Origin of the sequence: Salinivibrio sp. HTSP (assembly GCF_003390965.1) — a bacterium.
In the GTDB taxonomy this organism is placed as follows: Bacteria; Pseudomonadota; Gammaproteobacteria; order Enterobacterales; family Vibrionaceae; genus Salinivibrio; species Salinivibrio kushneri.
The window spans coordinates 163,108-182,021 of sequence record NZ_PXUD01000013.1 but is presented as its reverse complement, the minus strand read 5'-3'; the positions used below and the strand labels follow the sequence as shown (position 1 = coordinate 182,021).

The window sequence follows — 18,914 nt, the reverse complement described above, 5'->3', positions numbered from 1 at the left end:
AAGAGCAGTTTATGCCTAACAATTAATACTGTGAAACGCTATGATTTGAATACTGCTTTCAAAATATTTGATGTGAATGTTTTCTTACCAAGATTTTCAAGTGATTGACGTGGTTGCACGGCGAGGAAGTTTCTCCGCGGCGGCTGAAGAATTGCACAAGGTACCGAGTGCGGTGAGCTACACGGTACGACAGATTGAAGACAAGCTGGCCGTCACCCTGTTTGAGCGGCTTCATCGTCAGGTTCGGTTGACCGCCGCGGGCGAGTACTTTGTCTCCCAGTCACGTGAGATGATTAAGAATATGGAAGCCATTCGCCAACAAACCCAGCGTGTTGCTAATGGTTGGACGCAAAGTGTCGCATTGGCACTGGATAACGTCGTAAGAGAGGATAGCGTCAATACCTTGGTACGTGACTTTTATGATGCGTTTCCTGATGTCGAGCTGTTACTGACCATGGAAGTATTCAACGGTGTGTGGGATGCGCTGGCGGATGATAGAGCCGATATTGCCATTGGTGCCACGGCTGCTGTGCCAGTGAGCGGCGCGTTTCGCTATCGAGAAATGGGTACCCTGCGTTGGCGGTTTGTGGTGAGTCCGTCGCATCCACTCGTACAGTGTGCCCAGCCACTGGCTAATGATCAGCTCGCGTCGTATCCGGCGATATGTTTGGAAGATACTTCGCGCCGTTTGCCGCGTCGTACGACATGGCTATTGGATAATCAGCGCCGTCTTACCGTCCCCAATTGGCACAGTGCCATGCAATGTTTTAAGGCCGGGCTGGGGATTGGTGTGATGCCTTCACACATGGCAGAGGACGCGATTGCGCGAGGAGAGTTGGTGGAGCTTGCCCTTGAAGAGCCGTTATTAAGCAGTCCGTGCTGTATTGCATGGCGCTCGGATAAAGAGTCACCACCGGTGCGCTGGCTGCTCGACTACTTGGGCGATAAAGAGCAACTGCAGTACCAGTGGTTATAACTTGAGTGCGCATGAGATAGCGTTTCTAGCGTCCTTCAATGTCGCGTAGAGTATGGTACCCAGCCCAGACGCGACTGGAAGCGGTGATCAAGCACGCGATGCCAAATACCCAAGCAATCCATGCCATGTATGTAGGGAAAAGACACATCAACACAAAGCTGGCGATGGTCTCCGTCCCTTCGGTGATCCCGCCGATGTAATACATCGACTTGTTGGCGTACACTGGGTTATCAATCTGGTGTTTGCTCGCCATAATCGCAAACGCTAAAAAGCTTGCGCCTGTACCCATAAAGCAAAACAGCAGAAAGCTGGCGGCGATGGCGTTACTAGCGGGATCAGCCAGCGCAAAACCAAAGGGAATGGCAGCGTAGAAGATAAAATCGAGGGTGATATCTAAAAAGCCCCCTGCGTCCGTGAGTCCTTGCTCGCGGGCGAGCGCGCCATCAAGGCCATCGAACAGTCGGTTAATGATAATGAACACAAGCGCGAGCCAATACACTTGTAGCGCCAGAGCGGGCACCGCCAGCAAGCCAATCAAAAAGCCCGATAGTGTGACGGTATCAGGTTTGATCCCCCATCTTGTGAGCTGCACCGCTGCCTGCTTCAATGGCCAGCGGATCACGGCGATGGCATAGCGATCAAGCATTTTTGCATCTCCTCATGCAGTACTGAGCTAGCTGGGCGTTTAGGCCAATTTAAACAACGGCTCTGGTGCGCAATATCCTCGGCATCATGCGTCACAATCAGCGCGGGGATGTTGCGCTGCGCGATTTGCTCAAACACGAAAGCACGAAAATCCCGTCGTAGCGGCTTATCCAGCTTACTAAAGGGTTCATCAAGCAAGATAGCATCGGGCGCGGCGAGTAATGCACGCAACACACTGATCCGCGCGCGCTGCCCGCCGGAGAGCTGGCTGGGGGCATAATCGGCAAACTCCGCTAAATTGACAGACCCTAATGTTGCGATGGCCTGATCACGTTTTTGCGCTTTGCTCATCGATGAAGGCAGGGCAAAGGCCAAGTTTTGCCAGACGTTGAGATGCGGAAAGAGCAAATCATCTTGAAACAAAATCCCGATACGGCGCTGCTCCGGCGGCAAGTGATCAAAGGGTTCACCATTTAAGGTTAGTTGGCCGCTGTAATGCATGGGCGGTTGAATGTGTCCTGCCAATACGCTCAGCAGGCTCGATTTTCCGCAGCCACTGGGACCCATTACGGTGAGTATTTCTCCCGGGGCGACCGAGAATGATAAATCACGCACCAAGCATTGCTCAGGCGCGTTTATGGTGAGTTGATTGACACACAGTGTCATGGTGTTTCGCTCCTGAATAAGTCGGTGTTGATGTGGGTAAAAGGCGGCGCTCCGCAATACGGCTAAGCACGGTGGCTAAGGCGAAAACAATAAGGGGAAGCATCGCTTGCATCAGTCCATATAGACCACTAATACGGCGATCGAGGCCGCTCGATAAGCTAACTGCCTCGGTAGTGAGCGTATTAATGCGTCCCGCACCCAACAACTGTGTAGGCAGGTATTGTGCCAAACTGACACTCGCGCCGACCGCCCACGCCAAGATGATCGCAGGCAAAAGCAGCGGTAGTTTAACGCGCCACCATGCGAGTGTCGCACTGACACCGAGGCTCCTGGCGGTTTGCATGAGCCGCATATCAAATTGCTGCCACGGCCCATCGAGCGCGAGATACACATAAGGAAACGCGAAAAAGATATGCGACCAGATAGTAGCTGGCACGTGCCATTGGCCGGGGAGGCTGTACACCGCCACCTGAATACCGAACAAGATAGAGAGTTGCGGAACCAATAATGGAATGGCGATGACTGCTCTCGGCACCGAGCGTCGCTGATTGGTTGAACGCTCCAAACACCCGATGGCAAATAACAAGGCGACACTGGCGCTGATCACCGCCAGAACAATGCTGTTTCCCACCAATGACCACACATAGCTCAGTTCTTGCTCCCAAAACCGTAAGCTATATCGACTAGGCAGCCAATCGGGAAATGACCAACGCAGCGCGAATGACCACACCAGCAACACAGGCATCATCGCAAGGGGAGTGATAAACACTGGCCACCAGAGTAACTTGCCAGGCAGCCATGCGTGGCGGCGGCCCGTGTATTGCCAGCGATTGAGACATTGGCAGCCAAGCCACTCCAAAAAGCGGAATAGCAATAACGCTAAGCCACATAGGGCAAATAACAACAATGCCCCAGCTGAGGCTCTGGGCAATAACGCCAAATCAGGGTCATTGAACCACTGCCATACCAATACCGCATAAGTGGGCGGCGTATTGGGCCCGAGGATCATCGCCACATCAACCACCGACAGACTGTAGGCGATGACGGCAAAAATCGGGAAACGCATTTTGGCTAGCCAAAGCGGAAGAATGACTTTTATCCAGGTTGCGGTGCGGTTATACCCGAGGCTGGTTGATACCATGGTTAGTCGAGAGACATCAATTTGCCGTAGCACTGACAGGCTCATCAATAATAAAAATGGTGTCTCTTTTAGCGTTAGCGCCAAGGTGAGCCCGATAACATAAGGATCTTGTACTAATGCCCAAGTTACAGGTTTCTCACCGAGAAGAGGACTTAACAGGCGAAACAGCCAACCCGAGGGGGAAAGCAGTAAAACCAGGCCAATCGCAAAGGCGACGTGTGGCAATGCCAGTAGCGCGGGCAAGCGCGTACTGATCTTTTGCCAAATGGGCGTTTGCCAAGTGGCCTGTAAAATCATAAAGCTAAGTGTCACCGCGAGCAGGCTACTGCCCAATCCCGAGATGAGCGTCAGCTGAATCGATTGCCAAAGCCCCGGCCATGCCATGACTTGGTGCCAGCCGCTATAATTGGCCTCTGTCAGCCCCAGGGTGGGCAAGAACGCAAAGGCGGTGGTAATCAAGCCGCCCACCCCTGGTAACAAGGGTAGGCAGCATACCGTCAGGGTAATGGCAAACAGCAAACGTGCCATATCAGCCTCTTTTCTATTGGCCGTAGCGTTTCAGCCAAGCAGTCTCAAGCGCGGTTTGCCAGCTTGGATGTGGCTCAGGCTGGGTGTTAAAGCGACTGACTTCGGCGGTGTCGGATAACTTAACCACGGGTGGGTCGCCCCATACTTGGGTGTCGGCTTTACGCAGTTGTGCCTTTTCACTCATCAAGAAATTGATAGCGACCATAGCGCCGGCTTTAGCGTTGGCGTTGTATGGAATCGCCATAAAGTGAATGTTAGACAGCGCGCCTTGGTCAAAGGCAAAGGCTCGTGCTGACGGAGCGAGTTTTCCAGAGGCTACCGCTGCTTTTGCCGCATTGGGGTTAAATGCTATCGCCACGAGAAGCTCGCCATCATCTAGCAGTTGTAGGGTTTCAGCGCTGCTAGAGGGAAACTGCCTACCTTCACGCCAAGCCACGGGATGAAGCTTGTCTAGGTATTGCCAAAGTGGTGCGGTCACGGCGTCAAAATCCACCTCATCAACCGGCAGGTAAAGTGCCTCGCGCACATCGGTAAGTTCCAGCAGGGCAGCTTTCAAAAAACTGGTGCCATGAAACTCGGGTGGTTTGGGGTAACTCACTCGACCTGGGTTCGCTTTCGCGAGGCTCAGTAATTCAGCAAACGAGCGAGGCGGGTTGGCAAGTGTGCGCTTATCGTGGATAAATACCAGCTGTCCCACCCCCCAAGGTGCTTCGAGGCCATCTGTCGGTTCCGTAAAGTCTTCTTCAACCGGTAAGCTTTTATCGACAATTTGCCAATTGGGAAGTGTGCTAACAAAAGGGCCGTACAGCAAATCATTTTCCTTCATTGATTTGAAGTTCTCGCCGTTAATCCAAACCATGTCGACACTGCCGCCGCTATCCTTACCGGCTGTTTTTTCAGCAAGCAGACGATTCACGGTTTCAGCGATATCCGCCACTTTGACATGTTTTAGTGTGACACCGTAATCGCGTTGTAACTCTCGACTTGCCCAGCGAAGGTAAGCATTGATCTCTTGATTGCCACCCCATGCGTTAAAGTAAACGGTTTGGCCTTTGGCTTGTTGCTCAATACTTTCCCAACGGTCGTTTTCCGTGCTGGCGGAGGCGGTTAAACTGACGACACTTGCGATCGACAGTGTCATCGCCGCTATCCAATGTTTCATTGTCGTTTCCCTTTTCAATTAGTGACGCATCCAACGATGATATTTTTCGACCCATTTCAGTAGCATCTCGGGTGCATGGGCTTGTTTCCACATCCCGGCGGTATACTTCACCGCTTCACTCATGGTGGGATATGGATGGACGGTGCCCAAAATTTTATTTAGTCCTAACCCGTGCCGCATGGCGAGAGTAAACTCCGCGAGCAAGTCGCCCGCATGCTCGCCAACAATAGTCACCCCCAGAATGGTATCTTTTCCTTTTGGTGTCAGCACCTTAATAAAACCGTGATCATTGCCATCAGCAATCGCGCGATCCAAATCATCAATGCCGTAATAGGTTACTTCCACCTCTTGCTGATTGGCTTTGACTTCTTTTTCATTGATACCCACGCGCGCGACTTCTGGCGATGTATAGGTCGCGGCAGGCATCACTGAATAATCAGCACGAAAGCGTTTAAATTGCCCGAATAGTGCATTCACCGCGGCATACCATGCTTGATGAGCACTGGCGTGAGTGAGCTGAAACGGACCCGCTACATCACCTACCGCATAGATATTTGGATAGGCGGTTTGCAAATACTCGTTGACTTGAATCGTGCCACGCTCGGTCACTGGAATATCGAGCTTTTCGAGACCAAAGCCTTTGGTGTTGGCACTGCGCCCTAACGCGACCAGCACCGCATCAAATGAGACAGACTTCTCACCGTCAGGGCCATCGAGTAAGGCGATTTGCTCATTATCACTGTGCTCAAATGCTTTGACTTTGTGCTGTGTTAAAACCGTGACGCCGTCACGCTCTAACGCCTGCTCGACTAACTGGGCGGCGTCTTTATCTTCACGGCTGAGAAGTTGGTCGGCCATTTCCGCTAGGGTGACTTGGCTGCCTAAACACGCAAAACTTTGTGCTAATTCTGCGCCAATGGGACCCCCGCCCAAAACCAACAACCGCGGCGGCAGGTCATTCAGAGACCAAATCGTATCTGAGGTGTAATGCGTGACCTCAGCCAAACCAGGAATTGGGGGCAACATAGGGCGTGCGCCGGTCGCAATCACGATGTTGCGGGTAGTTAGGCGTTCGCCATTCACCTCGACTTCCCATGGCGAAACGATTTGCGCTTCGCCTTGCACACACTCCACGCCGAGTTTGGTGTAACGCTCGACCGAATCGTGAGGCTCAATTTGGGTAATGACTTGCTTAACCCGCGCCATGACCGTCGGAAAATCAACCGCTGGCGCTTGGGTATGAATGCCAAACGTCTTAGCCTTGCCAATTTCTCGCATGGTTTTCGCCGCACGGATCAGCGCTTTTGAGGGAACACACCCTGTGTTTAGGCAGTCTCCTCCCATCGAACCTTTTTCGACCAGCGTAACCTTCGCTTTCACTACCGCCGCGATATAACTTGATACCAAGCCGCCTGCACCGGCACCAATCACCACCATATTGCGGTCAAACTGATGGGGCTTGTTCCAACCTTGATAGCGTTTACGACGCGTGATCCACGCCAAAACCCACTTTGCCAGCAGTGGGAAGACACCCAGTAAGGCGAGTGAGCCAAGCACCGAGGGTGACACCACGTCGCCGAGTGAGTCGATTTGGGCGAGTTGGGTCCCTGCGTTAACGTAGACCGCGGTACCGGGCAACATCCCTACCTGGCTGACCCAATAGAAGGTGCGGGTTTTGAACGAAGTTAGCCCCATCACTAAGTTAATCAGAAAAAACGGAAAGATTGGGATAAGGCGCAGTGTTAGAAGGTATAAACTGCCGTCTTTCTCAATGCCACGGTTAATGGTGTCGAGCTTGTTGCTAAATTTGGCTTGGACCCAGTCTCGCAACATAAAGCGACTGACCAAGAAGGCAAGGGTGGCGCCAATCGAGCTGGCAAAAGAGACCAACACCAATGCCCACCAAAAACCAAAAAGTGCCGCGCCCAATAAGCTTGCCACCGCTGCTCCCGGCAAGGATAGGGCAGTCATCACTACATAGCCGATAAAAAACACCAGGCTTGCGGTGGTGGCATTTTCGATAATGTAATCTTTTAACGCTGCTTGTTGAGCTTTGGCATTTTCGAGGGTGAGCCATTGGCTGAGATCTAAACCAAACCAAAGCGTGAGAAGCGCAACAATCACTAAACCAAGGAGGATTTTTTTTACTGGCATACTATGTCCGTCAGGTAGCAAACAGGGTCCAGTTATTACTTTAGGCGTTTTTACGCATTAACTGGCTGATTTCTTGGTTACATTAAGAATCTGTGTTCTTAATCGTACTTGTAATCAGACCCGAGCGATCGCAGGATGCTTTCAAACTAAGTAAGAAAAAAGCGAGAGTGATGAACTTTTGTGCGAAATGTGCGAATAGAGAAGCGACACCGCCCTAAGGCGGTGTTGGACGCGAACATTGCTCACAGTAAAAGTAGGGTAGAAATAGAGAGTGTTATTGTGAGGTGTTATTTCTCTAGATGTTGTAATAATTCTTGTCGGCGCTGAGGCGGGACAACAGACCAATGCTTGCCTGTGATAGCACCCTCGAGTGACCATAATAGCTCCAAGCTCAGGTCTTTATCGTGCGCCGATACCAAGGCTTTGTATGCGTTGACTGCGCCATGTTTTTGCAGCGTTTCGGGGGTGTCAATCCCTGCCTTTTTCAGCATTCTTTCTGTTGCTAACCGGAGGTTAGGGAGGTCTTTTAATCGCGACGGACTGGTTTCGGTTTTCAGCGAACGATCGCGAATAGCGACATCGAGTGCACTTTTAGCTTCATTGATGAGTTTTTGGTGATCGTCCCACCAAGCATCAGGAATAGCAAAGTACTTGGTCACCACCGGGAAACCACGCTTTTTGTAAACGTAAGGGGTAAGTCCCTGCTTCTTAAGTAAGGTTTCGTTTTCTTTGCCGGCGCGTAGATGAAGGGTGTTGTTGACGACAAGGGCGAACATGGTGTCTTCGCAAAATAAGCCAAATCCGCCGAACATGGATCGGGATTTGATATTGCCAAAATCGGCAAATAAACGCATCGCGTCTTTTAAAGCTGGTTTATCCATTAATAACAATCTCGATGAATGCAAATGCCTAAAAATAATGTGTCAGTGTAACAAGGCAAACAGGCAGGATTGTCAATAATTTATCAATATATCAATAATGATACTTCATATTGCATTGACGCCATCTTCAGCTTTATAACAACGATGCTGGCAACCCCGCTACCGTGACTGACTGAAACGATTGATCAGTGTCCGTAGGCCGGTGGCTTTGCGTCCCATGCTTTCGCCATGGTTTGCCTTGTTCAAACAGGGATAAGCATATAATAATTAGACAGTGATGTCGCCCTCACTAACCATACAAAATGTGATTTTGGTTCAAAAAGATTGTAATTGACAAGTTAAAGTAAAGGCTCTGTTTGGCTCAAAGGACTAAAAAGGCCACCATACCCATTGGCATGGTGGCTTAAAAAAGCTTTTATAAAACACTAATTTATCGTTTTTACCGATTCACGACTAATGAGCTCGAGATCCATTTCAAATACTTGCTGTTGCGTATCATTATCGTTAATGCGTGCGAGCAAGAGTTTAACGGCGGTTTTACCGAGCCGCCGTTTAGGTTGGTGCACGGTAGTGAGTGGTGGTGAGTAATACTCGGTGAGATCAATATTGTCATAACCAATCACGGACATATCCTCAGGTACCTGCAACCCAGCTTGGTTAAAGGTGCTAATTGCCGCAAGCGCCATGATATCGTTGAAGCAAAACACGCCCGTGGGGCGGTGGGTCATATCAATGAACTGTTGTGCAGCGACTTTGGCCTGGTCTGCCTCGAAGTCAGCCTCTACAATCCAGTCAGGGTTCGCGGTTATATTGGCTTCATTCAGTGCGCGGTAAAACCCTGCTAGTCGTTGTTTACAGGTATTTTTATCCATTTGACCGGAAATGCAGCCAATTTGGGTATGGCCATTGTCAATAAAGTGTTTGGTGGCCAGATAGCCGCCTAATTCAGCGTTATCTTCGATGCGATCGGTGTTGATATGATGACTCCCCCAGTCCATAACCACCATGGGCAGGTCACGCTTTTTTTCCAATAGCAGCATGAGGTCTTCATTGAGATCCGAGCACACCACAATCAAGCCGTCGACGCGTTTTTCTGACAACATGCGCAAATAGTCACGCTGTTTTTCTAAGTTACCCTCGGTATTACATAAGATCAGGGTATAACCTTGCTCATAGCAGTAGTCTTCTACACCGTGAACCAGTTCAGCGAAAAAGGGGTTAGTCGATTTGGTCACCAACATGCCAAGCGTGCGCGTCGTATTGCATTTTAAGCTGCGCGCCACCGCACTTGGCGCGTAGTTTAGGTCATCAACCGCTTGCCACACCTTTTCGGTGGTCTTTTCGGCGACAAAGCGGGTTTTATTGATAACGTGTGAAACCGTCGTAGTCGAAACGCCCGCGAGACGCGCGACATCTTTAATCGTTGCCATCTTAATTCTTCTATATTGTGAAGCCTTGGGATCGTTACTCGCGACCTTACAGAAAAACGCCGCTGTAACGCAGCGGCGATGTCTTTCACAATCCCGGCTCATTAGACGGTTGCGAAGGTAACGAATCCGATTTCATCCATTCTCATAGTTAATCGGTTGCGATCTCAGTTTACTTAGGTTGCTGCTCAGTCGCAATTGGTCTGATGAGCAAGCCATCATCAACAGGTGGTTTTGTGACCCAGCTATGCTCTTGGAGAGTGATATTATTCTCTTCACTGTCGACAACCTTGTTATTAGGTCACTATCAGTGGGCAAGTATGCGTTGGGTGTGTCATTACTGTCAGTGGGTGTTGATAAATCTCAGTCATCTGGTGGTGAGTAAAGCATTGCCAAGGCGTTCCCGAGAGAACCATTTCGCCTTGCTTCATAAAGTACAGATGATCCGCATAGCGACTGGCTAGGTTAAGGTCATGAAGAACAATGATCACCGTCATGCCTTGATCAACCAGTGCTCGGCACCGCATTAGTGTTTGGTGCTGGTGACTAATATCAAGAGCAGATGTCGGCTCATCAAGCATCATCATGGCGCGAGTCGGTTCCGTGTGCGCCAATTGCATGGAAATACGCGCCATATGGACTCGCTGCTTTTCACCGCCTGACAGTGTGGGGTAGGGACGATGGGCAAGATGAGATATATGCCACTGGCGTAACTGCGCTTCGGCTAACGCTTGGATTTGTTTACGGTTTGCTTTCAATGGTGTGCCGCCCATTTCAACAACTTCTCTAACCGTAAAAGCAAAGGTTAACCCACTGGTTTGCGGCAAAAAAGCAACCTGTCTCGCGAATGCGTCGCGAGGCCATGCCTCTCTGGACGCTGACCAAAATGATACGTCGCCTTGTTGGTGTTGCTCACTCATTAGCTGTTTAAGTAAGGTGCTTTTTCCTGCTCCGTTCGGACCGAGTAAGACATGTAACTGTCCACTTTGAAACGCGACATTGATGTCGCGAAGCAGTGGGCGTTGGCCAAGGGTGTAATGAAGGTGTTGAACATGAAGCGCAATACGAGCCATTAGTGTACCATTGTTTGTCGTTGCTGAATAAGCAGCCAAATAAAAAAGGGGGCGCCCATCAAAGCGGTAATGATGCCGACTGGCAACTCCGCTGGTGCGACAATCACTCGGGCAATAATATCGGCAAGCGTAAGCAGAAGTGCGCCTAATACCGCCGATAAAGGGATGAGCATACGATGATCGGGTCCAGCGAGCAGGCGACCAATATGCGGTACCACTAAGCCAATAAACCCTATTAATCCCGCAGCACTGACGGATATTCCCATCCCGGCAGCGGTTGCAATGATCAGTAAGCGTTTTAGTCGGTGAATATCGATCCCTAAATACGCAGCTTCGTTTTCACCGAGCAATAAAGCATTCAGCTGATGAGCCCGACAATAAGAAAATACCGTGAGGGCGACAGCCGCTACGCCAGTTAAACCGATTTGCCCCCAACTCGCGCCGGTTAGGGAGCCCATCGACCACAGCGCGATATCGCGTAGGGTTTGGTTGTCGGCTACATAATTGATCATCCCTAACGCCGCGCCTGATAGCGCACTGATAGCGATACCGGCTAATAGCATGACGGTCACGGACGTGCCCATCGCGGTGGTGCCGATTCGGTATACAAATAGCGTCGCTAAAAGCGCACCGAAAAAAGCGAATAAAGGCACGGATAGGTGAAAGGCCAAATTTATACTGCCAAATGACAATAACAACAGCCCCAATGCCCCGCCGAGAGATGCGCCCCCAGAGACACCGATAATCCCAGGATCAGCGAGAGGATTCCGAAATAGCCCTTGCATCAAAGCACCGCAAACAGCGAGCAAAGCGCCCACAAATAAGCAAAGCAGCGTACGAGGCAGCCTGACTTGCTGGACGATAGCGAGTACATGAGGCGCGAGCTGATCTTGCCAAGGCGTTAAACTTTGTAGACTGACCAGCCAACCTAGCTGCCATTGACCAACTGCAATCGAGGTCACTGATACGGCAAGCAACAGAATGAGCAACGCGGGAAAGAGTCGCTGATAAGGGGGCTGTATCTGCAATGACATCACTGATTACGCTCGATTAGCTGTGATTGTACACGAAGCGCCTCATCTAGCGTTTTCAGGCTCAAGCCGCCAACTAATACACTGCCATCAATCGCGAGGATCTTGTTTTGCTGAAATGCTTGGGTTTTTTCCAACAAGGGGACGGCATTGGCAAGTCCCGTTAGGCCGCCCAATTGGTCCAAAGAACGTTGCATCACCAGAATAAAGTCAGGGTTGAAACCGAGCAGCGCCTCGGGTGACAGGGGCTTATAACTGGTAACCGTATTGGCGGCCGGATTCGTCGCGCCGATAAGCTCAATGAGCGTATTGGGTGTTGTATTCGCACCGGCAATACTTGCGGGACGACCTTGGTGGACGAGCAAGAAAATCCCCTGTTGGGTCGATGTCAAGGCATGACGTTTGAGTTGCGCACGTTTTTCATCGACGGCACGGAGCAGGGGAGCCGCTTCACTTTGTTTGTCTGTGAGGTTGGCGACTTGGGTTATGCGCTGCTTCAGTGCCGCGACCGTCGGTGCACTCGGTAGCGTAACCACCTCAACCCCGGCATTGTCGAGCTTTGTTAACACAGGTTTGGGGCCCATTTCGTCAGAGCCCAATAAAAGCGTGGGTGATAATGAGAGCACCCCCTCCACCGCTAGCTGACGATGATAGCCGATATTGGGAACATCTTTACTATCGATCTGGCTCGTGGCGTCAATCCCCACAACTTGTTTTTCTGCTCCAAGCTCAATCAGTAGATCAGTGACGCTTGCCCCCGCGCTCACTATACGTGGCGATGCAAAAATCGAAAATGAAGCGAGTGTCATCGTCAGGGCAAGCAGTCGAACAGCAGCGGTTGCCATGTTTTATCCTTATTTTTCAGAGTCAGTCGTGTCTAGAGGTTTATGTGCTGGTTAGATCGTCACACCGTGTGACATTAACGGGGACAATATATTACTCAATACAAACAAGATCAATTATCGTTTGCATTCCTGTTATCGATCAATAGAATTATCTTCAAATGATGATAAGTCGCATTTGCAGTAAGGCATAGAGAACCGTTATGAAAACCAGAAAGGATATTTGGACAGTAAAGCATAGCCACCGTGTCGCCCTGGCAGTCGGTGCCGTGTTGAGTACGATGAGTGTTGCGCCTCAGGCCGTCGCTGAGAGTGCCGCTAACCAGTCTAAAGAGGCGAACCCTGTAGAGACGCTCTCTGTCTACGGAAGCCGTATGGACACACAAAAAGCGAACGCTGGTGTGGCCGTGAGTACCGTATCATTGGAGGAGATAGAGAAACGGCAGGGAAGTAACGTTACCGACTTAATCCGTCACTTACCTAATGTGTCTGTGCTGGGCGGTGGGCGTGATGTGGCTCAATCTGTGACTATTCGTGGACTAAGCAGTGACAACGGCCGCGTCATCCAGTTAGTTGATGGCACCCGCCAGAATTTCTCGGTCGGCCATCGCTCTAGCCTATTCATCGATCCTGAGTTACTCCGTTCAGTCGACGTGGTCCGTGGCCCTTCCAGTACCTTGTGGGGATCCGGTGCACTAGGCGGTGTATTCGCCCAAAACACCAAATCAGCCAGCGATTTTCTTTCTGGCAGTCAGACCTTAGGTGGTTACCTTAAGCAAGGTTTCCATAGCAACGATAATGCTTCACGCACCAGCGGCGCGGTATTTGGTCGCACGGAGAAGGTTGATTGGCTGGTACAAAGTTACTACAACGATAGTGATGATAATCAATTAGGCAATGGCAAAACCTTGTCTTATTCAGCCGAGCGAGAAAAAGGCGGGTTTGCCAAACTGGTGTTTACGCCTTCTTTGGATCACCAGTGGACGTTCACTGCTCGTCAAGGCGAACTTGATGATATGTCTCCATCAAATCCCTCAGTCAAAGAGCCGTCAGGTTCTTATCCGTTAGTATACCGTGAAACAAGGGACCAGAGCCTTTCCGTTGCCTACGATTATAGCCCCGCCAGTCATTGGGTCGATATTAACTCTCAGTTGTATTTCAATAATACTGAGATGAAAGAGCACCGTGTTGCATCGCAAGAACGTGACAATAATGAGACCCAAACCATAGGCTTCTCTATCACGAATACGTCCAACATAAAAAATATCGATTTAATTACAGGTCTGGATTTATATCGCGATAGTTATGAAACAAAACGTGATGACAGTAGTGCACCTGGAGAGCGTCCAGCAGGACAAGATGCAAATGCAGAAAGTATAGGGGCGTTTGGTCAAATAAATATTCCTGTATTCGACCAGCTTCGTTGGCAAGCGGGTGTTCGATTTGACTCATACCAAGGTGAAGATAATCGACCGACATCACTGGATAGTGAGAGCCGCGATCATGCATGGTCCCCATCGACGGCATTGACATGGAATGCAACCGAACAGCTAGCATTGACTGCCAGCTATCGCGAAGCTTTTCGCGCACCGAGCTTAGAAGAAATGTATGCCAGTGGTACTCATTTTACTACTCACATGGGGATTAACCAATTTGTCCCTAATCCGGACTTGAAACCCGAGCACAGTGCCAACAAAGAATTAGCCATCACGTACCGATTTACTCCGACGAGCTATGTCGATAACGCCTATGTTGATGCGCGCCTGTTCCGTAACGATGTTGACGATTTTATTGATATGAACGTTGACTTCATGGGCGGCACAACAACGCGCGAAAACGTTCAAGATGCCAAACTTGAAGGCATCGAGCTAAGCCTTCATCACCAACTCGGTGGTTTTACCAATAATCTAAGCTACAGCCAAACTGAAGGGAAAGACAAAGAGACCGGCAGTTACCTCGATAACATCCCAGCCCACAAGTTTGTCGCAGAAACCGACTATGCGCTGGCGACGTTACCAGTGAGTATTGGCGGTCGAGTCTCTCATTATGCCGAACAAACCGACACTAACGATGCCAAAACTTATGACGGCTACACCTTGTGGGATGTGTATGCAAGCTATAGCCCTAATGGCGCGTGGGATGGTGTGAAGTTCGATCTCGCGATCGATAACTTGACCGACGAACAATATACCCGAGCCTGGGCGCAAGTAGCCTCTCCTGGGCGTGATATTAAACTCAATGTTCGTTACCAATTTTAATCAAACACATACAAAGGGCAGGTAAACGCCTGCCCGAACGGATAGCACCTATCACAATACAAATAGGCTGGGAGTGATCAATGACAACCACTACGTTAACGGAACAGGTCAGCGCGCTACTGAACGACAATGCCTCGATGCTGCCTGCCGATATGGCAGCAACGCTAGGTGTGAGTGAGGGGGAAGTGGTACGCGCCATGCCCGCAAATTATCAAACTTGGGTCGATGGGCAACATGCTGAAACCGTGCTCATGAAGGTGGCCGAATGGGGTGGCCCAGTCACGGCGATTGTGCATTCCGGCGGCTCGATCTTTGAAGTAAAAGCGCCGTTTCCCAAAGGGAAAATCGCTTACGGCTATTACAACTTAATGGGTAAGCCCGGCGAGATGCATGGGCACCTAAAGTTAGAGCGCATGGCGGGCATTGCTTTTGTCAGCAAGCCCTTTCGCGGCAAGACAACCCATTACATCGGCTTTTTTACCGAACAAGGCGATTCGATTTTTAAGATTTATCTCGGGCGTGACGAAAAACGTCAGCTTCTCGACCATCAGATTGATGCCTTTAATCAGCTAAAAACGCAGTTAGCGACCTCACCACAAACAGACCTGGAGCAATAATTATGGATCAAGCGACGAAACAACAACGCCTACAAAACCGCCTTGGCCCTGAAATTAAAGAATTTCGCGAAAACTGCCGGACGTTACAATTGGCGACCGTGGACGCACAAGGTAAACCCAATGTCAGTTATGCGCCCTTTATTCAGCGTGAAGATGGCTTTTATATCCTCATCAGTGAAATTGCCCGTCACGCACGCAATCTGCAAGAAAACCCCAACCTGTCGTTGATGATGATCGAAGATGAAGGGAGCGCGAAACAGATTTTTGCCCGGCAACGTCTTAGCTTTGACGCACGAGCTGAAATGGTGGAACGTAATACCGGTGCTTGGCAAGCCGGTATTGATGCGTTGAAAGCCCGTTTTGGCGATATCATTGAAAGTCTAAGTGGGTTAGAAGATTTTCGTTTGTTCCGTTTGGTGCCGGAAAATGGTTTATATGTCAAAGGATTCGGTCAAGCGTTCCAAGTAGGCAATGATGATCTGGTTGATATGGTGCACCTTGACCAAGGACACCGCAAAGTCGGCAGTGATCAAGACATCCAATCGACCGACGAAGTAGCGGTCAACAGCTAATCGTTGCGATCTCTATGTCATCATTCACGGCAATGCCTTGTGCATTGCCGTTTTTGTCGTGCGCGGGCCAGTAACAACCGATCATTGAATATGGTAAAGTGGCATCTTATGCCAATGTGATAACGAACAACACCATGAACTATATCCCTTTATCTGACTATAAGCGCAAGTGGATCTTTACCCATCAATCATTACCGATTGCGGAAAGCGATCTTGCCGAGATTAGACCCATGACAGAGACGCGCGCGGCGCAGTTGTGGCAAGAATTTATCAGTAAAGACAGCCCAACCCCGGATCATTTTGGCAAGCAAGATTGGCCAACCCATCAAAGTGTTTGGACCCAGCGGCTGGTTTGGCAGCAAGCCTGGGATGATGACGGTGACCTTCCTGATGAGTTTCTCGCTCACTTTCCATGGGAAGACAACATCACGGTCTACTTTTGTTATGACAAACACAATATCGTAGAAACGCACTGGGGGGTGTTTAAACGGTATTGGAAAAACTTTCTGTTCTACGACGATAAGCCTATTTTACTGGGGCGTCGGCGTAAGGAAGTGGCGATGTTTGAGCAATCAGGGGAAGTGGTAATTGGCAAGCGTGACTGACCTTAAGTTATCAGTGATGGTGCCGTTATAAGTGATAGCAAGGCGTCATTGTCACAGTAGACATGGTTTTATGGCGCAAACCTTTGGGTAAGTAGCCTTAGAGAGAAGAGTGGTATTCGGTGCACAGCGTAGGAAGAAGCGATGATTAGGATAATGGCAGCGGTGTGCTTATCGACCTTGTTGGCCGGTTGCTCACTGCCAAAAATGTCGGACTTATGGCGCAATTACAGCACCATTGGCCTCAACGAAGCACTGCGTGGCGCGCAACAAGATCTTATCCATTGCCGCTATAATAAAACACTTGATACGGCGCAGCGTTATACCGTGATTGGTACGGCGCGAGAGAAAACACGTGCGTTTGAGCTAATGGGCATTGTCTACAGCGAACAAGAGAACAGCGCTGAGTTTGATCATACCTTGCAGCGCTTTTTGTTTTCAGAGCCGGGACGGGCAACGACGGCCTCTCAGGTGCAGATGCAATGGCGCCAAGCCCAAATTGATATTGAACATCAACGCGAGGCTGTATTGAGTCAAACTCATTGCCTGCAATCGACCGACTCACCCAAAACAGGACCGCTAAAATAGCGCGAATATGACATTGAATCGTAGTTAATCAAATTAAAAAGGCAGCCACCGTAACCTGGCTGCCTTTTTATTGTTCGAAACGTACTGACACTTAGGCTTTGAGAATACTCTCTGCCAGGGTCATCAGGCGTGGGTAGGCAAACTCGCTTTCTTTGGCGATTTCACCCTGTTCCGCCAACACTTCTTGCAAAATATCCGTGGTGGTGAGCGGATTGGCCAACACGACACGGAAAACCGTGGTGGTGCGTCGTTGCCATTGTTCTGGGGTGAGGCGCGTGCGGGAGACAAAGGTTTTGCCTGATTCGCGCTGGCGCTTTTGAATGAACTTGGTTAAGTCGTTAAGCAAATTATGCATCAACTCAACTTGCTCTTCACTGGCCACAGCCAGTGCGGTTTGTACTTTGGCAGGGACAAAGCGGTAGGTGAGTAGGCACAACTCGGGTACCGAGATCAGCTCAAAATCTGAATGGGCAGTGATCATGTCTGCAAACGTCGCCGCTTTATCAATACTTTGATCAATCAACAACTCATAACCGCGGCGAGAGATAATGTTCATACAAGCAAACACCAACATTGCCATGCCACTGCGAGAGCCCTCGAGTGTGTGACTGCCCAGATCTTTTGCTCCTTTACGGAGAATATACTCGGCGTGGTGCTCGATGGATGCGACCACGGACGGATCTTTAAACAGCACCATCCCCGCGCCCATAGGGACATAAAGTTGTTTGTGCGCATCAATGGTGACAGAGTCGGCACGTTCAATCCCACTCAGTTTATGGCGCTGGTTATTCGACATTAACGTCGCGCCGCCCCACGCTGCGTCAACGTGGAAGTGAATGCCCTCACGCTCCGCAATATCCGCCAATGCGTTGAGTGGGTCGATACTGCCGGTTTCTGTGGTGCCCGCGACACCCACGATGGCGACCGGTTTAATGTTGTCTCGATTCAGTTGCGAAATGGTGTCTTCGAGTGCATCAATACATATGCGATTTTGGCTATCCGCAGGCACCGAGATCAGTTGGTCGCGACCAATCCCCAGCACATCAGCCGCCTTACCCAATGAATAATGACCACGCTCTGACACCAAGATAGCGAGATCGCGATAGCCGTAGTGGCGCATCGCGCCAAACAAGCCAGCCTTGTTGATGCCAGGAAACTCTCCGTCAGGCTTGAGGACGTTATTTCGCGCGACCCATAAAGCGGTGATATTCGCCACTGTGCCACCTGAGCAAAAAGCACCGAGTGAATGGTTGGCGCTGTGCATCCAACTCTGATAGAAGGCGTCGTCTTGCTGATAAATCAGGTTATGCAACATGCCAAGCACTTGCCGTTCAAGCGGTGTAAACGCTTTAGAGGTTTCAATTTTGACCGTATTTTGGTTGAGGCCAATCATGATTTTAGACAGTGGCATCAAAAAATAGGGCAGTGCAGAGGTCATGTGGCCGATAAATCGCGGTGAAGCGGTATGTACTGATTGAGCAACGAGTTTCTCGAGCAGAAACTGCGTATGATCAGAGACAAAACTGGGATTTTCAGGGATGGCCGGGTCGCTAAAATCGCGCTCAATATCAGCGAGCGATCGCTCGGTGGCAGTAATATGGTTTTGTAAAAACCGGTTTAGATTCTGAGAGATCGCTTGCTCAATTTGGCTGAGCGTTGAATCTGGGGCTTCGGGGACAGTAAAAATCCGGTGCAAGGTTTCCGGTGTGGCGTCCGCGGCTTTATTGTGTGTTGCCATGACGTTCTTCTTA

Annotated in this window: 17 protein-coding genes and 1 riboswitch; of the genes, 6 read left to right on the top strand and 11 right to left on the bottom strand. The window is 50.1% G+C overall.

Annotation, left to right across the window (positions count from 1 at the left end; translation table 11 throughout):
• The first annotated feature begins 76 nt into the window (after positions 1 to 76).
• Positions 77 to 976 (top strand): DNA-binding transcriptional activator PunR, encoded by a 900-nt coding sequence (gene punR, locus C7A19_RS03485; protein ID WP_077599877.1) that lies wholly within the window; start codon positions 77 to 79, stop codon positions 974 to 976.
• 25 nt (positions 977 to 1,001) lie between these two features.
• On the opposite strand, the gene C7A19_RS03480 is transcribed toward punR, so the two are convergent.
• From C7A19_RS03480 to C7A19_RS03435, 10 genes are all read right to left on the bottom strand, one after another.
• Positions 1,002 to 1,622 (bottom strand): CDP-alcohol phosphatidyltransferase family protein, encoded by a 621-nt coding sequence (locus C7A19_RS03480; protein ID WP_116644161.1) that lies wholly within the window; start codon positions 1,620 to 1,622, stop codon positions 1,002 to 1,004.
• On the bottom strand, positions 1,595 to 2,287 hold the full coding sequence (locus tag C7A19_RS03475; protein WP_116644160.1) for an ATP-binding cassette domain-containing protein: 693 nt from the start codon (positions 2,285 to 2,287) through the stop codon (positions 1,595 to 1,597). The genes C7A19_RS03480 and C7A19_RS03475 overlap by 28 nt, the downstream gene beginning before the upstream one ends.
• Positions 2,247 to 3,956, bottom strand: coding sequence for a thiamine ABC transporter permease (locus tag C7A19_RS03470; RefSeq protein WP_235614254.1), 1,710 nt, complete (start codon positions 3,954 to 3,956; stop codon positions 2,247 to 2,249). The genes C7A19_RS03475 and C7A19_RS03470 overlap by 41 nt, the downstream gene beginning before the upstream one ends.
• A gap of 13 nt (positions 3,957 to 3,969) precedes the next feature.
• Positions 3,970 to 5,118 carry an ABC transporter substrate-binding protein gene (locus tag C7A19_RS03465; RefSeq protein WP_235614253.1) on the bottom strand — a complete coding sequence of 383 codons (1,149 nt, stop codon included), beginning with the start codon at positions 5,116 to 5,118 and terminating at the stop codon, positions 3,970 to 3,972.
• Between the two features lie 18 nt (positions 5,119 to 5,136).
• A complete protein-coding gene (gene lpdA, locus C7A19_RS03460) occupies positions 5,137 to 7,272 on the bottom strand; it encodes a dihydrolipoyl dehydrogenase (RefSeq protein ID WP_116644159.1) in 2,136 nt (711 codons plus the stop codon).
• Positions 7,273 to 7,559: 287 nt separating this feature from the next.
• Positions 7,560 to 8,153: a TfoX/Sxy family DNA transformation protein gene (locus C7A19_RS03455; RefSeq protein WP_069361291.1), complete on the bottom strand. Its 594-nt coding sequence runs from the start codon at positions 8,151 to 8,153 to the stop codon at positions 7,560 to 7,562.
• 146 nt (positions 8,154 to 8,299) lie between these two features.
• Positions 8,300 to 8,401, bottom strand: a riboswitch (cyclic di-GMP riboswitch).
• Positions 8,402 to 8,578: 177 nt separating this feature from the next.
• Positions 8,579 to 9,583, bottom strand: a complete 1,005-nt coding sequence (locus C7A19_RS03450) for a substrate-binding domain-containing protein (RefSeq protein ID WP_069361290.1) — start codon at positions 9,581 to 9,583, stop codon at positions 8,579 to 8,581.
• Positions 9,584 to 9,876: 293 nt separating this feature from the next.
• Positions 9,877 to 10,653, bottom strand: coding sequence for a heme ABC transporter ATP-binding protein (locus C7A19_RS03445; RefSeq protein WP_083238405.1), 777 nt, complete (start codon positions 10,651 to 10,653; stop codon positions 9,877 to 9,879).
• Positions 10,653 to 11,687, bottom strand: a complete 1,035-nt coding sequence (locus C7A19_RS03440; protein WP_116644158.1) for an iron ABC transporter permease — start codon at positions 11,685 to 11,687, stop codon at positions 10,653 to 10,655. Before C7A19_RS03440 ends, C7A19_RS03445 begins: the two co-directional genes overlap by 1 nt.
• Positions 11,687 to 12,529 (bottom strand): ABC transporter substrate-binding protein, encoded by an 843-nt coding sequence (locus C7A19_RS03435; protein WP_116644157.1) that lies wholly within the window; start codon positions 12,527 to 12,529, stop codon positions 11,687 to 11,689. The genes C7A19_RS03440 and C7A19_RS03435 overlap by 1 nt, the downstream gene beginning before the upstream one ends.
• A 200-nt stretch (positions 12,530 to 12,729) precedes the next feature.
• On the opposite strand from C7A19_RS03435, the gene C7A19_RS03430 reads away from it, so the two are divergent.
• From C7A19_RS03430 to C7A19_RS03410, 5 genes are all read left to right on the top strand, one after another.
• Positions 12,730 to 14,784, top strand: a complete 2,055-nt coding sequence (locus C7A19_RS03430) for a TonB-dependent hemoglobin/transferrin/lactoferrin family receptor (protein WP_116644156.1) — start codon at positions 12,730 to 12,732, stop codon at positions 14,782 to 14,784.
• Positions 14,785 to 14,864: 80 nt separating this feature from the next.
• Entirely contained in the window at positions 14,865 to 15,401 is a 537-nt protein-coding gene (hutX, locus tag C7A19_RS03425) for a heme utilization cystosolic carrier protein HutX (protein WP_021023731.1), read from the top strand.
• Positions 15,402 to 15,403: 2 nt separating this feature from the next.
• Positions 15,404 to 15,973 carry a heme utilization protein HutZ gene (gene hutZ, locus C7A19_RS03420; protein WP_116644155.1) on the top strand — a complete coding sequence of 190 codons (570 nt, stop codon included), beginning with the start codon at positions 15,404 to 15,406 and terminating at the stop codon, positions 15,971 to 15,973.
• Between the two features lie 134 nt (positions 15,974 to 16,107).
• Positions 16,108 to 16,578, top strand: a complete 471-nt coding sequence (locus C7A19_RS03415; protein ID WP_116644154.1) for a DUF2947 domain-containing protein — start codon at positions 16,108 to 16,110, stop codon at positions 16,576 to 16,578.
• Positions 16,579 to 16,719: 141 nt separating this feature from the next.
• On the top strand, positions 16,720 to 17,163 hold the full coding sequence (locus C7A19_RS03410) for a hypothetical protein (RefSeq protein ID WP_155522536.1): 444 nt from the start codon (positions 16,720 to 16,722) through the stop codon (positions 17,161 to 17,163).
• Between the two features lie 91 nt (positions 17,164 to 17,254).
• On the opposite strand, the gene panP is transcribed toward C7A19_RS03410, so the two are convergent.
• A complete protein-coding gene (gene panP / locus C7A19_RS03405; protein ID WP_116644152.1) occupies positions 17,255 to 18,901 on the bottom strand; it encodes a pyridoxal-dependent aspartate 1-decarboxylase PanP in 1,647 nt (548 codons plus the stop codon).
• Between the last annotated feature and the right edge of the window lie 13 nt (positions 18,902 to 18,914).

Excerpts from the sequence above, each read along its gene's own strand:
- punR (WP_077599877.1), top strand. The coding sequence starts at position 77 with ATGTTTTCTTACCAAGATTTTCAAGTGATTGACGTGGTTGCACGGCGA.
- C7A19_RS03480 (WP_116644161.1), bottom strand. The coding sequence starts at position 1,622 with ATGCTTGATCGCTATGCCATCGCCGTGATCCGCTGGCCATTGAAGCAG.
- C7A19_RS03475 (WP_116644160.1), bottom strand. The coding sequence starts at position 2,287 with ATGACACTGTGTGTCAATCAACTCACCATAAACGCGCCTGAGCAATGC.
- C7A19_RS03470 (WP_235614254.1), bottom strand. The coding sequence starts at position 3,956 with ATGGCACGTTTGCTGTTTGCCATTACCCTGACGGTATGCTGCCTACCC.
- C7A19_RS03465 (WP_235614253.1), bottom strand. The coding sequence starts at position 5,118 with ATGAAACATTGGATAGCGGCGATGACACTGTCGATCGCAAGTGTCGTC.
- lpdA (WP_116644159.1), bottom strand. The coding sequence starts at position 7,272 with ATGCCAGTAAAAAAAATCCTCCTTGGTTTAGTGATTGTTGCGCTTCTC.
- C7A19_RS03455 (WP_069361291.1), bottom strand. The coding sequence starts at position 8,153 with ATGGATAAACCAGCTTTAAAAGACGCGATGCGTTTATTTGCCGATTTT.
- C7A19_RS03450 (WP_069361290.1), bottom strand. The coding sequence starts at position 9,583 with ATGGCAACGATTAAAGATGTCGCGCGTCTCGCGGGCGTTTCGACTACG.
- C7A19_RS03445 (WP_083238405.1), bottom strand. The coding sequence starts at position 10,653 with ATGGCTCGTATTGCGCTTCATGTTCAACACCTTCATTACACCCTTGGC.
- C7A19_RS03440 (WP_116644158.1), bottom strand. The coding sequence starts at position 11,687 with ATGTCATTGCAGATACAGCCCCCTTATCAGCGACTCTTTCCCGCGTTG.
- C7A19_RS03435 (WP_116644157.1), bottom strand. The coding sequence starts at position 12,529 with ATGGCAACCGCTGCTGTTCGACTGCTTGCCCTGACGATGACACTCGCT.
- C7A19_RS03430 (WP_116644156.1), top strand. The coding sequence starts at position 12,730 with ATGAAAACCAGAAAGGATATTTGGACAGTAAAGCATAGCCACCGTGTC.
- hutX (WP_021023731.1), top strand. The coding sequence starts at position 14,865 with ATGACAACCACTACGTTAACGGAACAGGTCAGCGCGCTACTGAACGAC.
- hutZ (WP_116644155.1), top strand. The coding sequence starts at position 15,404 with ATGGATCAAGCGACGAAACAACAACGCCTACAAAACCGCCTTGGCCCT.
- C7A19_RS03415 (WP_116644154.1), top strand. The coding sequence starts at position 16,108 with ATGAACTATATCCCTTTATCTGACTATAAGCGCAAGTGGATCTTTACC.
- C7A19_RS03410 (WP_155522536.1), top strand. The coding sequence starts at position 16,720 with ATGATTAGGATAATGGCAGCGGTGTGCTTATCGACCTTGTTGGCCGGT.
- panP (WP_116644152.1), bottom strand. The coding sequence starts at position 18,901 with ATGGCAACACACAATAAAGCCGCGGACGCCACACCGGAAACCTTGCAC.